Annotated in this window: 13 protein-coding genes and 1 tRNA gene; all 14 read right to left on the bottom strand. The window is 64.1% G+C overall.

Features of this window, described 5'->3' with window-relative positions; genetic code table 11:
* Positions 1 to 30 precede the first annotated feature (30 nt).
* The 14 genes from gdhA to LCQ44_RS07270 all read right to left on the bottom strand — a co-directional run bounded on the left by gdhA (position 31) and on the right by LCQ44_RS07270 (position 15,491).
* Positions 31 to 1,386 (bottom strand): NADP-specific glutamate dehydrogenase, encoded by a 1,356-nt coding sequence (gene gdhA, locus LCQ44_RS07335; RefSeq protein ID WP_161145193.1) that lies wholly within the window; start codon positions 1,384 to 1,386, stop codon positions 31 to 33.
* 256 nt (positions 1,387 to 1,642) lie between these two features.
* Positions 1,643 to 2,038, bottom strand: coding sequence for a putative Se/S carrier protein (locus tag LCQ44_RS07330; protein WP_161145194.1), 396 nt, complete (start codon positions 2,036 to 2,038; stop codon positions 1,643 to 1,645).
* 15 nt (positions 2,039 to 2,053) lie between these two features.
* A complete protein-coding gene (gene mobA, locus LCQ44_RS07325) occupies positions 2,054 to 2,686 on the bottom strand; it encodes a molybdenum cofactor guanylyltransferase (RefSeq protein ID WP_225093473.1) in 633 nt (210 codons plus the stop codon).
* Positions 2,687 to 2,841: 155 nt separating this feature from the next.
* Positions 2,842 to 2,938: transfer RNA gene (locus tag LCQ44_RS07320), tRNA-Sec, on the bottom strand.
* A gap of 36 nt (positions 2,939 to 2,974) precedes the next feature.
* Positions 2,975 to 4,942, bottom strand: a complete 1,968-nt coding sequence (gene selB, locus LCQ44_RS07315) for a selenocysteine-specific translation elongation factor (RefSeq protein WP_225093472.1) — start codon at positions 4,940 to 4,942, stop codon at positions 2,975 to 2,977.
* A complete protein-coding gene (selA, locus tag LCQ44_RS07310) occupies positions 4,939 to 6,396 on the bottom strand; it encodes an L-seryl-tRNA(Sec) selenium transferase (protein ID WP_225093471.1) in 1,458 nt (485 codons plus the stop codon). The genes selB and selA overlap by 4 nt, the downstream gene beginning before the upstream one ends.
* 52 nt (positions 6,397 to 6,448) lie before the next feature.
* Complete coding sequence (locus LCQ44_RS07305) at positions 6,449 to 8,566, bottom strand: molybdopterin-containing oxidoreductase family protein (protein ID WP_225093470.1); 2,118 nt, start codon at positions 8,564 to 8,566, stop codon at positions 6,449 to 6,451.
* A gap of 122 nt (positions 8,567 to 8,688) precedes the next feature.
* Positions 8,689 to 9,528: a formate/nitrite transporter family protein gene (locus LCQ44_RS07300; RefSeq protein ID WP_225093469.1), complete on the bottom strand. Its 840-nt coding sequence runs from the start codon at positions 9,526 to 9,528 to the stop codon at positions 8,689 to 8,691.
* Positions 9,529 to 9,567: 39 nt separating this feature from the next.
* Positions 9,568 to 10,071: a hydrogenase maturation peptidase HycI gene (gene hycI / locus LCQ44_RS07295; protein WP_055286177.1), complete on the bottom strand. Its 504-nt coding sequence runs from the start codon at positions 10,069 to 10,071 to the stop codon at positions 9,568 to 9,570.
* A complete protein-coding gene (locus LCQ44_RS07290; protein WP_055286175.1) occupies positions 10,071 to 10,652 on the bottom strand; it encodes a formate hydrogenlyase maturation HycH family protein in 582 nt (193 codons plus the stop codon). The genes hycI and LCQ44_RS07290 overlap by 1 nt, the downstream gene beginning before the upstream one ends.
* Positions 10,653 to 11,435 carry an NADH-quinone oxidoreductase subunit B family protein gene (locus LCQ44_RS07285; RefSeq protein ID WP_006234107.1) on the bottom strand — a complete coding sequence of 261 codons (783 nt, stop codon included), beginning with the start codon at positions 11,433 to 11,435 and terminating at the stop codon, positions 10,653 to 10,655.
* A 2-nt stretch (positions 11,436 to 11,437) separates the two neighbouring features.
* Positions 11,438 to 12,154, bottom strand: coding sequence for a formate hydrogenlyase complex iron-sulfur subunit (locus LCQ44_RS07280; RefSeq protein WP_225093468.1), 717 nt, complete (start codon positions 12,152 to 12,154; stop codon positions 11,438 to 11,440).
* Between the two features lies 1 nt (position 12,155).
* On the bottom strand, positions 12,156 to 13,928 hold the full coding sequence (locus tag LCQ44_RS07275) for a hydrogenase large subunit (protein WP_225093467.1): 1,773 nt from the start codon (positions 13,926 to 13,928) through the stop codon (positions 12,156 to 12,158).
* Between the two features lie 3 nt (positions 13,929 to 13,931).
* Entirely contained in the window at positions 13,932 to 15,491 is a 1,560-nt protein-coding gene (locus tag LCQ44_RS07270) for a hydrogenase 4 subunit F (protein ID WP_225093466.1), read from the bottom strand.
* Positions 15,492 to 15,493: the final 2 nt, after the last annotated feature.

Below are 15,493 nucleotides of genomic sequence, written 5' to 3'. Positions count from 1 at the left end.
GCCTCATCACATGCTATATCGAGCGAAGATTTAGCAGACGCCCTGGGCGAGCATGGCGTCGGCGACCTTCAGGAAGCCGGCGATATTGGCGCCCATGACAAAGTTGCCCTCCTCGCCGTACTCCTTGGCGGTGTCGTCCACGTTGTGGAACATGCCGCGCATGAGCTGCTCGAGCTTGCCGTCGACCTCCTCGAAGGTCCAAGACAGGTGCTCGGCGTTCTGGCTCATCTCCAGGCCGGACACGAGCACGCCGCCAGCGTTGGCAGCCTTACCGGGCATAAAGGCGACGCCGTTCTCCTGGAAGTAGGTCGTAGCCTCGATGGTCGTGGGCATGTTCGCGCCCTCGCCGACCACCTTGCAGCCGTTGGCGACGAGCGCCTGGGCGTCCTCGAGCAGCAGCGTGTTCTCGCGAGCGCAGGGCAGCGCGATGTCGCAGGGCAGCTGCCACACGCCGCGGCCGTCGCCCTCGTGCCACGTGGCATTGGGCTTCTCGTCAACGTACATGGCGAGCGTAACGCCCTTGTCGTGGCCGGAACGCTTCTTGTTGTAGACATGCTCGAGCACGGTGTAGTCAATGCCGTCGGGATCCTCGACCCAGCCGTGAGTATCGGAGCAGGCGAGCACCTTGCCGCCGAGCTGGGCGACCTTCTGGACCGCGTAGATAGCGACGTTACCGGAGCCGTGAACGACGACGTTCTTGCCCTCGAAGGAGTCGCCGCGGCTCTTGAGGTACTCGTCCACAAAGTAGACCAGGCCGTAGCCGGTAGCCTCGGTACGGGCGAGCGAACCGCCAAAGGAGAGGCCCTTGCCGGTGAGGACGCCGGTCCACTCGTTGGTCAGGCGCTTGTACTGACCGAACAGGTAGGCAACCTCGCGGCCGCCAACGCCCAGATCGCCGGCGGGAACGTCGGTGTTGGGGCCGATGTGGCGATAGAGCTCGGTCATGAAAGACTGGCAGAAGTGCATGATCTCGTTGTTGGACTTGCCCTTGGGGTCAAAGTCGGAGCCGCCCTTGCCGCCGCCCATGGGAAGGGTGGTCAGGCTGTTCTTGAGGATCTGCTCCAGGCCCAGGAACTTGAGCATGCCCAGGGTGACCGTCGGGTTAAAGCGCAGGCCGCCCTTGTAGGGTCCAATGGCAGAGTTGAACTCGACGCGGTAGCCGCGGTTGACCTGGACCTTGCCCTGGTCGTCGACCCAGGGGACACGGAACATAACGATGCGCTCGGGCTCGACGAGGCGCTCCAGCAGGGCGGCCTCCTCGTACTCGGGGTGGGCGTCGAGCGCCGGCTGGATGGTGCCGAGGATCTCGGTCGCGGCCTGGATGAACTCAGGCTGCTCGGGATAGCGGGCCTTGAGCTCTTCGAGAACTTTCTGCGTGTAGCTCATGCTTCCTCCAATGATGGGAAACGAAAAATGTTGATCGCGGCACCCCATGCGCCGCGAGCTTTATCGAATATGGATAATATCGCACTGTTGCAGCAAAGTTTCGCATAAGCCGACGAGCAGATGTTTCGTTTTGATTACGATGCAGGTAGAAGCGTTTTCGAGTGTCTGACGCGCAAAACCCGTGTTTCAAACCTGTTTCGTCCACGTGTTCCAAACCACCACATTGGGGACAGGCACCTTTGTGGGGGTTTGGTGGTTAGAGGACGAGTTGGTGGTAGTCGGCGGGGGTTACGCGGCCCTCGGTGGCGGCGCGGAAGGCGGCGAGGGCATCGCCCGAGAACGGCATGGCCCAGCACAGGCCGCAACCTGCAGTAATGGAGCCGGGCAGCGGCATGATGCGCCCGGGCACACCGGCATCCAGGCACAGCTGCTCGCATTCCATCACATCGAAGGTGCTGTCAAACGAAACGATGATCTTGCGTTCGTGGTCGAGGGCATCACCGGACGGGCCTTCGCGGTGTGCATCACGATACGCCGCGGCGGCCGCTTCCTCTTCCGCAGTATGACCACAGCCACCGCAGCCGCAGGTACAGGGCTCGGAACCATCGCAAGTGCAAGGCTCTCCCGTGTCGGGGCAAATATCGTGAGACATGGCAACTCCAATCGTCTAGGCGAGCAACTCGGCCGCCGCAAACTCCTCGGGCGTATTGACGTTTTCGAAGCAGAGCGTCGAGCCCGCGGCCTTAACAATCTGCGGCTCATCCATATAACCGGCCTGAACGCGACTGATCAGGCAGCGAATGCGCTGTCGGTCGCAGGAGAGCAGCTCTTGGGCAACCGGAGCACACGCATCACGGCGCCAGACGGCGCAAAGCGGCTCAATCCCCCGCTCCTCGCGCGGCACGCACACGTCGAGCGCCTCGGCCTCAACACGATCGGCAAGCGCGCCGATGAGTTCCGGCGAGACAAACGGCATATCACAGGCGACGATCGCCACGAGCGGCAGCCGGGCCGCAGTCAGCGAACTCGCGATGCCGCGCATGGCGCCCGCCGACCCCTCAAGGTCCGCCACCACACGCGGCACCAAGCCGCCAAACGCGCACTCCTCAAGGTAGGCAAGCTCGTTGGGACGCGAAGTCGTCACGACTAACTCGCCGGCAACTGGCGCCAGCCGACCCAGCACGCGCTCGATCAAGGGCTCGCCACAAAACGCCATGCGCGCCTTGTCGCAACCCATGCGCGACGACAGCCCGCCCGCTTGGACGACACAAGAAAGATCGGCACGTCTTACGGTAGTCATACGGCAAAACACCCCCATCGGCATGCTCGAAACCCGGTGCACGAAGCTAAATACCGTCGCCGATAAAGCGGGCGGCACGGCAAACCCATGCAAAAACAAAACAGCGCCTTTGCGGCACGCAGCAAGACCGCGAGCACAAAAGCGCTGGTAGCGTATGGCGGGAACGTATGTGAATCGAACACATCCAAGACGTTTTGCACGCCTCGCAACGGTTTTGAGGACCGCGGAGCCCACCGGAGCCCATCCGTTCCCAAGTGCGGCGGTATTTTACCAAACCGAGCAGCCAATCTAGCGCAGGGACCTCAGGCCGCCGGCATCCTTGTCGAGCACCGTAAAGCGCACGGCATCCAGGTGCTCCAAGATGCTGATGGCGCGTTTGCGCGACACGCCCAGGGCCTCGCGCAGCACGCTCGTGGTGGCAGCGCCGCCGGCTGCCTCAATGGCGGCGGCGACGAGTTCACGTGCATGGGCCTCGGCGGCAGCGGACAGGGCAACGTCGCGCTCGACCTTAACGATAGAGCGATTGAGCGAAAGCTCGCGCAGGGCGCGCGTCATAGTGTCGCGGCCGAGCTGCAACTGCTCGCCCACCTCGGGCAATGTCGGTGCATCGAGGCCGGCTTCGTCCAGCAAGGCAACGATACGTTCGCAGGCCTCGCGCACCACACGCGCCGCGGCGGCAGCGGAGTGCGGGTCGAACACCTCGGCGCCCTCGGAGGCACACACGCCGCGCGAGCAGCCCTCGGCAATCAGAGCCGCGGCAACGCCTTCATCAGCGGAAGGCCACGCAGCATGGGCAACGGCGCCGGGCGTAAAGCCCGTCTCCTTGGGAGACGCCGCATGCACGGCTGACAGGGTCGCCGCCAGAGCATCCATCGCGGCGTCGAGCACCACGGCGTCCGCAAAGAGGGCCGCATCACCCACGGCAAGCTTGCGAACGGAGCCCTGCGACACCAACCCGCGCAGTGCGGCATCGACCTCGCCGACGCCAAGATCCAAAGCCTCGGCAACATCAACCGCCGTAACCGGCAGCATCTGCAGCGCCAGCCAAGCACCCACACCGCCCGCGATATCGCCGGACTCAAGCGCCGCAAACAGTGCGCGCTCGCCGGCAGAAAGCTCGCGCGAGCGACGGCAGCGCGAAAGCAGCACGCGCCCGCCGCCGATGAGCATAACGGGCGAATACGACAGCACCACGGCATGGTCTCCGGCACACAGCGGCAGCGGCTCCTCCAGGCGCACCTGCACGGTACGGGTCTCGCCCACCGCCATGGGGGCCTCGCCCTCCAAAAGCATGATGCGGCCGACGACCTCGGCCGTGCCGGCCATCACATGCACACGCGCGCCCGACTCGAGCACGCGCGGCTTGGTGCCCTCGCGGCCCAGGTAGGTGAACGTCATCATAAAGCGCAACGTCTGGCCAAAGCGGTCCGCCACGCCCAGCATCTCGCCACGGTCAAGCGCCGCGACACCGTCACCAACTAGGTTGAGCGCCACACGCTGACCAGGCAGCGCGCGCGGCGTATCGCCATGCACCTGAATCCCGCGCACGCGACAGACCGTACGCGACGGCAAAGCCATCAGCTCGTCGCCCACCGCAACCGGCGCATCATGCAGCGTTCCCGTCACGACAGTGCCGACGCCCTTGATCGTAAAGCAGCGGTCAATCGGCAGACGAGGCGCGGCATCGCTCCGCTCGGCACGGTCGCGACAGGCACCCCAGCAAACACCCACCTGCTCGTCGAGCACCGCAAGCAGCCCGTCGATCCCCTCGCCCGTCTTGGACGACACGGGCACGATCGGCGCGCCCGCAAACACGGTGCCCGACAAAAAGTCATCGACATCGAGCTCGGCAAGCTCGGTCATCTCGGCGTCGGCCAGGTCGCACATCGTCAGCGCGACCACCATATGCGTAACGCCCAACAGCTCCAGCACATGCACGTGCTCGCGGGTCTGCGGCATTACGCCCTCAACGGCAGAGACCACCAGCACGGCAACGTCGATGCCTGTCGCACCCTGCACCATAGCGCGCAGGTAATGCGCGTGGCCCGGCACGTCGACAAGGCCAACGATCTTGCCGCTCGGCAGTGCCAGTTCGCCAAAGCCCAGCTCCACCGTCATGCCCCGGCGACGCTCAACCTCCAGACGGTCGGGATTCTTGCCGGTCAGCGCCTCGATCAGTGCGGACTTACCGTGGTCAACGTGACCCGCCGTGCCAACGATAACGGGGCACTCCACCAGCGTTTGAACCTCACTCATCGAGCAACCGCCTTCTTAACGCACGCGACGAGCGTCGTTGCCGCCGTCTCGATATCGCGGTCACCCACGAGCGTGCGCACGTCAAACAAAATGCGATCGTGCGAGGTTCGTGTGACGACCGGCGTGTCGAAGTCCTGGACAAGCGAGCGCTTAAGCGCGTCGACCGTCAGGCGCTCGTCAACAAGGCGCACGGCAACGCACATCGTGGGTAGCTCCATGGTAGGCAGCGAACCGCCACCGGGTGTCGAGGACTCCTCGACAATCTCCAACTCAACGGCGCACGGGCAACCGGCCTTATCGAGCCCGGCGACCATACAATCGCGCAGCTTACGGGCACGACGCTCCAGATGAGCCTGCGGAAGCGTGAGCATGCTGAGCACCGGCACCTCGCGATGGGCAACATCGGCACCGTCCATGTAGATGCGAAGCGTGGCCTCAAGCGCCGTGAGCGCCAACTTGCCCGGACGCAGAGCACGCATAAGCGGATGCGACCCGCAGGCCTGGACCAGATCGCGACGACCCATGATAATGCCCGCCTGTGCGGCACCGAGCAGCTTATCGCCCGAACACGACACGATATCAAGCCCCGCCGCGACCGAGGTCGGCGTGGTCTCCTCGCCGCCGCGAACCAGGATATCGTCGGGCAGCAGCGCGCCAGACCCCTGGTCCTCGTAGAACAGCAGACCATGCTTGTGGGCCAGGGCGGCAAGCTCCCGAGAGCTCACTTCCTCGTGAAAACCCTCGATGCGATAGTTGGAAGGATGGACCTTGAGGATCATGGCCGTTTCGGGCGTGATGGCGCGCTCGTAGTCGCTCAAATGCGTGCGGTTGGTGGCCCCGACCTCAACGAGCTTGGCACCCGAGGCCTCCATAACATCGGGGATACGGAAGCTGCCGCCGATCTCGACAAGCTCGCCGCGGCTGACGATAACCTCCTTGCCCGCAGCGTGAGTCGCCAGTACCAGCAGCACCGCGGCGGCATTGTTGTTGACCACGAGCGCGTCCTCGGCACCGGTGAGAGAGCGAATCAGCTGGGCAGCGTGCTCCTTGCGCGACCCACGCGAGCAGGTGTCCACGCTGTACTCGAGCGTGCTGTACCCGCGCGCGACCTCGGCCACGGCCTTGGCGGCCGACTCCGCGAGCGGGGCGCGACCCAAGTTGGTATGGATGACCACGCCCGTAGCGTTGACGGCGGGACGCAGGCTCGGCAGCGCGGAGCGGTGAGCACGCCACTCGATGGCCGAAGCCAGGTCGCGCTTAGAGCGCGGGGCGGCACCGGCGCGAATGGCGGCGCGCTCCTCGTCGAGCTCGGCCGTGACGGCGGCATGCACCACCGCGTCGCAGGTCTCCCCCGCCGCCTTCACCACCGGCCACTCGGCAAGCAGCTCGTTGACGGAAGGAATAGCGCGCAGGCGGGCGCGTACCTCATCGGACATGTTCTGGCTATCGCTCATGTGCAGCCTTTCAAAAGAAACGTGGATCAGTCGAATACATCAGCTGAGTCAATTACTCGTCATTATCCTCGCGCGCGACAATCTTTTCCACGCGAACGGCGTTTTCCTGGGTGAGCGCGGCGCCCGTCAACGGGTCCCAGCGCAGCGGCGTGTGGTCGAGCGGGCCAACGCCCAAGGCCTGCCGGCCACCAACCTCAGCACCGAATGCGCGTCCGCCGGGAGCGGCCGAGGTGAAGATGCACGCCGGATGCAGATAGGGCGTCGTCTCCACGCGCACGCGGTCGCGGCCCATGTCGCTCACAAGCTCGACGATCTCCCCGTCGGCGATGCCCATGCGCGCAGCAGCATCGGCATTCATCTGCACGGCATCCAGGTCCGATCCAGCCTCGGCGGCACCCTGGGCCGCAAGCCTGCGCGAGGTGTGCGACTCAAAGGGACGGTTACCGCTAATGAGGCGAAACATCCCCGGGCCAGGCTCCACCATGGGAGCGATCCAGTTGGGTACACGACCCATGCCGGCTCGTTCCCATACGTCGCTTGCCAGCGCAATCTTGCCGCCGGCAAGCGGAATCACCGGCTCACCCGTGCGCGTCGGCAGCGTTATGCCCGTATCGGCCCAGCCGCACTCCATGAGCTCGTCCAGATTGATCCCAAAAGGCGCCACCTGGGCAGCCGCCAGATCGTCAGACGTAAACTGGAAGTACTCGCCCACGCCACACGCCTGCGCCAGACCGGCAAAAATCTCCCGACCGGGACGTGTGTCGTCATGCTGCACAGGCAGCACGGCGTTGCGGTAGAACACGCGCGAATCGTTGGCGCCCACGACCGTCCCCACGCCGCGGTCGGCCTCCAGATACGTCACGTCGGGCAGCACGAAGTCGGAAGCGCGCGCCGTCTCGGACCAGCGAATATCAATCGTCACGAGCAAGTCGAGCTGCTGCAAGATGCCCAACCAAGCCTGCGCATTGCCATAGCCCGCACCGGGGTTACTGGCATAGACGATGAGCCCACGCAAATCGCCGGCAAGAATCGACTGGCCGATGGTCGTGCACAGACCGCGCTCGGGGTCGACGAGCGGATAGCGTTCGGACCCCAACTTGGGCTCACGTGGCATCGACGGCGTCGCGAAACGCGCAGGGTCCAAATCGCCCAACGCAAGCGGTGTGGGCGGGTTGAGGGCACCGCCCGCATGTCCGATGCAGCCCAGCAGCACATCGACCAAACAGATAGCGCGCGCGGTCTGGGTGCTATTGGCATACGCGATGCCGATGCCACCATGAAAGCCTGCATCCACCACAGCGGCAGGCGCGGCGGCAGCTAGCTCGCGCGCCGTGGCGACAATCTCTGCGGCCGGCACGTCGCACATCGACTCGGCCCACTCGGGCGTCCAAGCACTGGCCGCCTGCGCCAGCTCGTCAAAGCCTGTGGCGTAGCGGTCCACGAACTCGTGATCGTACAGGTCCTCGGCTACCAGCACATGTGCGATACCCAGCAGCAACGCCAGATCGCATCCAGGACGTACGCGCAGCCAGCGGTCGGCAAGCGCGGCCGAGCCGCTGCGCCGGGGATCAACCACGACGATCTTCGCCCCGCGCCGGCGCGCATCGTTGAGCGCGTCAACGGCCCCCATCGTCGACGAATCGACAATGGAACGCCCCAGGTACATGATGCAGTCGGTATGCGCAAGGTCGGAGGCGGGGCTATAGCCCAGGCTGTGCTCCCAACCGGTAAGTCGGCTTACCTCGCAGGCACCGTCGGCACCGTATACGTTGGGCGAACCCAGCGCATGCATAAAACGATAGGCCCAGTAGCGGTCGAACGAGGGAACGCCGAGCGTCATACCCAGTGCACGAGGCCCGCACTCGTCAACAATCCCCAAAAGACGCTCGGCAATCTGAGCAAACACCTCGTCCCAGGTAATCGCATCAAACCCCGAGCCATCCCGGCGGCGTCGCATGGGGTGCACAATGCGGTCGCGCTCGTCAAACGGCATTGCCAGGCGATGCCGTCCGCGGGCGCACAGGGCACGCGCCGCGCACGGATGCCCCGGCACCGGCAACTCGGCCACCACGCGACCGTCCTCAACGCGTGCCGCAAAGGCGCAATCGGCATAGCATCCCCCGCATGTGGTCACCACGGTGCGACCGTCACGCTTCACAGCAGATGCCATCTCGATTACCCCTTTCACAAGCCAAACACAGCAGGCCAAAAGCCCGGCAACGAGCCCCAGGCCAAAAAAGCCTCCCGCACGGCAACGCCCCGCGGGAGGCCCAACGTCAAACAGGCGGTACCTTACGCCTCGGACTTCCTGGCGTAGATAAACCAGTAGCCGAGCGCGACCAGAACCGCGCCGCCCACGATGTTGCCCAGCGTGGCGGCGGACAGGTTAAACGCAATGCCCGCGGCGTTGAGTGCATCGGCGCCGGCGACGTCGGCACCGTAGCCGCACGCATGCATCACGGCGCCCATGGGCAAAAAGTACATGTTGGCGACGCAGTGCTCAAAACCGCAGGCCACAAAGGCGGCGATGGGCAGCAGAATGCCCATAACCTTATCGACTACGGTCTTGCCCGCAGTGCCAATCCACACGGCCAGGCACACAAAGATGTTGCACAGGATACCGCGGAAGAAGATCGTCACCCAGTCGACCGTCACCTTGCCGGCGGCGACGCTCACCATGGAGTTGGCGACCGCCTCGCCGTTGAGCTTATAGATGCCGGCCATGTACACCAAAAAGACGATGAACAGAGCACCGACAAAATTGCCGACCCACACAACGACCCAGGCCTTAAGCATCTGAACCAGCGTGATCTTTTTGCTCTTGAGCGCGCAGACCATAAGCGAATTGCCGGTAAACAGCTCGGCGCCGCACACCAGCACCAGCACCAGGCCCAGGCAAAAGCACAGGCCGCCCACGACGCGCTGGGCACCCCAGCCCAGCGTGCTGTCGCTCAAAAACACCGTAAAGAACAGGCCGCCGAAGGCGATAAACGCGCCGGCGAACATTGCCAACAGAAAGGCCTTAGCGACCGGCAGGTTAGCCTTGGTCACGCCGGCGGTCTCGGTCTTGGCCTCGATCGCGGCGGGCGCCAGGCAATCGGGAGCGGGATACTCCACCTTGGAATCTGCCATGTCAATCACTTCTTTCCTATTCAGCAGAGACAAGCGCTGCTATTGCTCCTGTCCCAAGCGGACAAAGTGGGAAAAGTCGTTGGCAGCCACGGCGTCGTACACGGCGTCGACGGCGTCAAAGACTTCCGGGGACATGGGGTTGTAGAACTCCGTGTCGCCCGGCTGAATCCCAACGAAGACGATATCATCACACGATTGTTCGATTTCCTCGATCAGAATCGACAAAGGAAGCGAATGCGTGGTGAACATCGACTTGCGGGCCACATCGCGCTTGTCGAGCAAGCGGATGGACCCGACGGGCAGCGCCATGTCGGCGGCATCGACCAAAACCAAACGCGGCGGACGCTCGCGCTTGACCTCGATAATGTCGTCCTCGGGCGTTTGGCCGCCGTCGATGGTGTACCAACCGGCGATGGGTGCGTCCTCCATCTTTTTGGAGAGCACGGGGCCGGCGGCATCGTCGGCACGCAGCACGCTTCCCGCCGTGAGCACGATACCCGCAAACGGGGCGCCGTTCACACGACCATCCACAACGCGACCCATTATTGCAACCTTCCCGTCAGATACACGCCCGACACATCGCGCACGCGCTCAACCAGATCGCGAAACTTCATTAAGAACGCGACCTGCTGGGCATGCAGGCCAAAGTCGTCATCGAACACCGAGATTCCGGCCTTGGCCGACCCGCGAAAACCGCGCTCGTCGAGCAGCGTGTCGCAGGCCTCGAGCAGCGACGGCACCGCCGCCTTGTCGAGCTGGCACTCGCCAAAGGAACGGATGGCCTCGAATTTGGTCTTGGCCTCCCCCTCCGGCAGCGCGTCGACGAGCGAATAGAACACATCCACCGGCACCGACAGGCGCGGCTCAAAGCAGTCGAGCACGCCGGTGTGGTGGCCCACGGCGAGCGTGTAGTACAGTACGTCGCAGGCCTCCTGGGGAACGTCTTCCTCGGTCTCCACAAACTTACGCGTGAGCTCGTAAAAGACCACCTGGTCGGGCGCATGACCCAGGCAGGGGTCGGCGACGCCCTCGGCGGCCTCGTCGCTTGCGCGCGAGGCATCGCCAAAGGAGCCGCCGAGCATGCCGGGACCCGCAAAGTAACCAGAGCGGTCCGTGAGCTCCATCTAGCGACCTCCGGCCAGCACCAGATCCTGCAGCGCCGAGTAGACCTCGACGCGGCGCGGATCGTCCTGCTTGTCGATGAGCAGCGCCATGGCACCGCGGATATCGCCCTTGGGCGCGCCCTCGAGCGTATCCATAAACTCGTTGGCCAGGTCGCGGCCGTAACGGTAGCCGCTCATGGCGCGAGCCTCGCGCTCGATGGCAACGCGCAGCTTGTACGGCACGCCGGGGTGCAGAATATCGGCCTGCTCGCCAGCGGCCTCCACCGTGGTCTCGGCATGGAGCTTTTGGTCCAGCAGACCGAGCGCCATGGCAAAGCCGTAGACGGTCTGCGCGGGGCTGGGCGGGCAGCCGGGAATGTAGACGTCGACCGGCAGGATCTTATCCGTGCCGCCCCAGACGCAGTAGTTGTCGTAGAAGATGCCACCGGTGCAGCCGCACGCGCCATAGGACACCACGATCTTGGGATCGGGTGCGGCCTCAAAGGCGCGCAGGGCCGGCATACGCATGGCACGCGTCACGGCGCCGGTGTACAGCAGCACATCGGCGTGACGGGGCGAAGGCACGACCTTGATGCCAAAGCGCTCGACGTCAAAGACGGGCGTGATGGAACCGAAGATCTCGATCTCGCAGCCGTTGCAGCCGCCGCAGTCAACACGGTAGACGTACACCGAGCGCTTGATCTTCTTAAGAAGGGTCGCCTTGGCCTTCTCGATGCTCTCGTCGAGCTCGATCTTGGTCGGGCGGTACTGAAGCCGCTCGGGCAAAAGCGTGGGTTCGGCCATGGTTACTCCTCCTTCATTTCATAATCCATGATGATGCCCTCGACCGGCGCCGGACCGGCGGGAATCTCGGGCGCATCGGGGTTGAGCTCGCGGTCGATATACTCCGGGTTCACGCCGTGGCCGCCCAGATACTCCATGCCGGGGCCCTGGGGCTCGCCGGACGCAAGCGTCTCGTTGGCTGCCATGCCGGCAGCGTTGCCGGTCTTTACGGCCGAGGCAGCGCGCAGGGCGTCGAGCTCGCGCTTGCACTCCTGGCACATACCGACAGTACGGGCAGCCTGGATGGCCTCCATGCCGCCGGCCTTTTGCAGCAGGCGCTTGGCGTAGTCGATCTCCTTGTGCGGGGCAAACGGCTTGCCGCAACGCGAGCAGTGCTCGAGCGTGTAGACGCTCTTGCTGGTGAGGTCGTCCTTGCTCATGACGGCCAGTTCAAACTCCTCGGTGAGCTTGATGGCCTCCATGGGGCAGGCTTCCTCGCAACGGCCGCAAAAGATGCAGCGACCGTAGTCGATCGACCAGGTGATGGTATCGGCCGCAAGGTCGGTGTCCATGCGAATGGCATCGGCCGGGCACGCCACGCCGCAGGCTCCGCAGGCGATGCAGAGCTCGGCATTGTGCTCGGGCTTGCCGCGCATGTCCTTGTTGGTGGGAAACGGCGCAAACGGGTACTTGACCGTCGCGTCGCCGGCCTTGGCGTTAACCTTCCAAAGCTTCAGCATATTAGAGCGCCTCCTCATCGAGCGGGGCGGCCATGGTGCCCTCGCCCGCAAGCGGCGACTTGTCGCGCCAGACGTTCTCGAACTGCTCCTTGTCGAGCACGTGGTCGCGCTTGGCGGCGACATCGGTCACCGTCACGCGGTCGGTGCAGGAGTAGCACGGGTCGAGCGAGCCGACGATCAGCGCCGCGTCGCCCACGGTGTTGCCGCGGAACATGTAGCGCAGGACCGGCCAGTTGCTGTACGTGGCGGCCTTGGCGCGCCAGCGGTAGCACTTCTGGTTATTGCCGAGCATGGCCCAGTGCACGTCCTCGCCGCGCGGCGCCTCGGTGGCGCCGATGGCGTACTTGTGCGGGGTGTACTCCCAATCCGTGGTGAGGATGGGACCCGACGGGCAGTTCTCGAGCATGGTCTCGATCATGTCGATCGAATCGTAGACCTCCTGGATGCGGACGGCGGTGCGGCCGAAGGCATCGCAGGTGTCTGCCGTAGCAGCATGCATCTTCTGAACATCCGGATCGGCGTAGCCGTCGAAGGGATGGTCAAAGCGCACGTCGCGGGCATAGCCCGAGCCACGCATGAGCGGGCCGACCGGAGAGAAGTCGCGTGCGATCTTGCGGTCCAGAATGCCGATGCCACTCGTACGCTCAATAAAGTTGGGCGTGGAGAGCAAGACGTCGACGAGCTCCTGAACCTCGGAGCGCAGCTGGTGGATGGTCGTGAGCGTGGAAAGCTTCTGCTCGGCCAAAATGTCGCGACGCACGCCGCCGATCACGTTGAGGCCGTAGGTCTTGCGATGACCGGAAAGCTTCTCGGCCAGGTCCATGGACTTCTCGCGGACGCGGAAGAACTGCTGGAAGCCGGAGTCGAAGCCGGTGTAGTGCGATGCGAGGCCAATATTGAGCAGGTGTGAGTGCAGACGCTCGACCTCGAGCATGAGGGCGCGGATGTACTGGGCGCGCGGCGGGACATGAATACCCTGGGCGCGCTCGACGGCCTCGGCATAGGCCACAGAGTGAGCGCAGCCGCAGATGCCGCAGATACGGTCGGCGAGGAACGTCACGGCGTCATAGTTCAAGCGCGTCTCGGCAACTTTCTCCATGCCGCGGTGCACGTAGAACAGACGGTAGTCGGCGTCGACGATCGTCTCGCCCTCGACGAACAGGCGGAAGTGGCCAGGCTCGTCGGAGGTAATGTGCAGCGGGCCCATGGGGACGAGCGTGGTCTCCTTGCCCTTGGTGTCGGCCAAGAACTCGTAGTTTTCCATGTCGCTCGCGGGAGCGGGACGGAAGCGGTAGTCCATGGAGTCCTTGCGCAGCGGGTACAGGCCGCTGGGCCAGTCATCGGGCAGTACCAGGCGGCGACGGTCGGGCAGACCCTCGGGGATCAGGCCGAACATGTCGCGCAGCTCGCGCTCGCCCCACACGCAGGCGGGGACGAACGGCGTCACGGACGGGAACGTCATCTTGGCGGGATCGACCTCGGTGCGCACGGTCACCCAGCCGGGGTCCTCCCCCTCCATGGAGATGACGTAATACACGGCGTAACGGCCGCACAGGCTGCGCTCATCGTTGCCGATGATCACGGGAATCCAGCCGTAGCGCTCGTAGTACAGGTAGTGGACGGCCTCGGGCAGCTTGTCCTGCTTGACGGTAATCGTCAGCTGGTCCTCACACTGCCACTCGACCTTTTCGATGCAGCCCGGAACGGCGCGGCGCAGGGCCTCGACATGGCTCTCGCAGCGACGGGCATACACCTTGTTCTCAGTTTCAATCATTCGTTACTCCACCTCGCTCTGAGCGGTCTCGGTACCGAACACAGCGCGGTACATCGGCGTCGCGTGAAGTTCCTCGGTGCTCTGCTCGAGCACGATGCCGGTCGCGGTCTCCACACCGTGCACGAGGGGCAGCGGGGTGGCGATGCCAAACCACAAGATCATGACAGCCAGGATGATTTCGGGGATAAGCATGAGCGCCGGGGCCTCATGCTTGTCCATGCCCTGGGGCGCATGGCCGAATACCGACTTGAGTGCGATACGGGTGAGCGCGGAGATGGCCACGGTAAGACCGAGGGCGACCACGACGACCAGCCACATGGGACCGGCGGTAACACCGGCGACAAAAGTCAGGAACTCGGAGATAAACATGCCAAAGGGCGGGAAGGCACCAAGACCGAGCAGCGCCAGGACGGCGAGCGCGGCGGTTGCGGGGGCAACCTCGACGACGCCCTGGATCTTGGCCAGGCTACGCGTGCCAAAAGCGTGCTGGATGTTGCCGGACACGCAGAAGGCAAGCGTCTTGGTAAAGCCGTGGAACACGCAGTGCAGCAGGGCCGCGGCGATACCCAGCGGGCCACCGATACCCAGGCACAGGGCGATAACGCCCACGTTCTCCACAGACGAGTACGCAAAGCGGCGCTTGAGGTCGTCCTGGCGAAACATCGAGAGTGCCGCCACCAAAATGGACAGCGTGCCGACGATCAGCAGCAGAAGTTGCGGATACTCGGCACCCACGGCCTGGATGGTAAAGCCGTAGAAGCGCATGATCACAAGCATGGCGCACTTAAGCAGCACGCCCGAGAGCAGGGCCGAGACAGGGCTCGGAGCCTGGGAGTGGGCATCGGGCAGCCAAGTGTGCATGGGGAACAGGCCGGCTTTGGTGCCAAAGCCGATCACGATAAACGCAAAGGCGAGGCGCATGAGCGTCGGGTCGAACTGGTCGGCATACGGCAGCACGCACGACAGGAACGCGGCCTCGTGGGCGTTGGGAATCACGTCGGCGGCGTTGGCGTAGATCAGCAGCGTACCGAACAGGCCAAAGGCCACGCCGGCGGTGCAGACCATCGCATACTTCCAAGAAGCCTCGAGGGCCGTCTTGTTCTTGTAGATACCCACGAGGAACACGGTGGAAAGCGTGGTTGCCTCCACGGCGGCCCACGTGAGGATCATGTTGTTGGACAGGCACGCGAGCAGCATGGTGAACACAAACAGGCTAAACAGCGCAAAGTACTGCTTGGCGCGCTCGGCGGGCATGGAGCCCTCCTCGATATCGGCCTTTACATAGGGAAGCGAGAACAGCCCCGTAAGAAAACCGATAAAGCCGATGAGCAGCACAAAGATGGCGCCCAGCGAATCGAGGTGGAACCACAGGCCAAGAGCGCTCGCGGTTTCGCCGCTCATAAGGACGTCACCGGCCGTCATAATCGACAGCACCAGTACAGCTGCGACGGAGACCAGGTTGAGACCGGCAAATACGTTATAGGACGTATTCTTGGGCAAAAACGCCATGACCAGCGAGAACACCAAAGGAGTCGCGAGCAGGGCGAGAATCAACGTTTCCATGG

This window comes from Collinsella aerofaciens (assembly GCF_020181355.1).
GTDB lineage: Bacteria > Actinomycetota > Coriobacteriia > Coriobacteriales > Coriobacteriaceae > Collinsella.
Note: the sequence above shows the minus strand (reverse complement) of the source record. Positions and strands in the feature narration are given on the sequence as shown.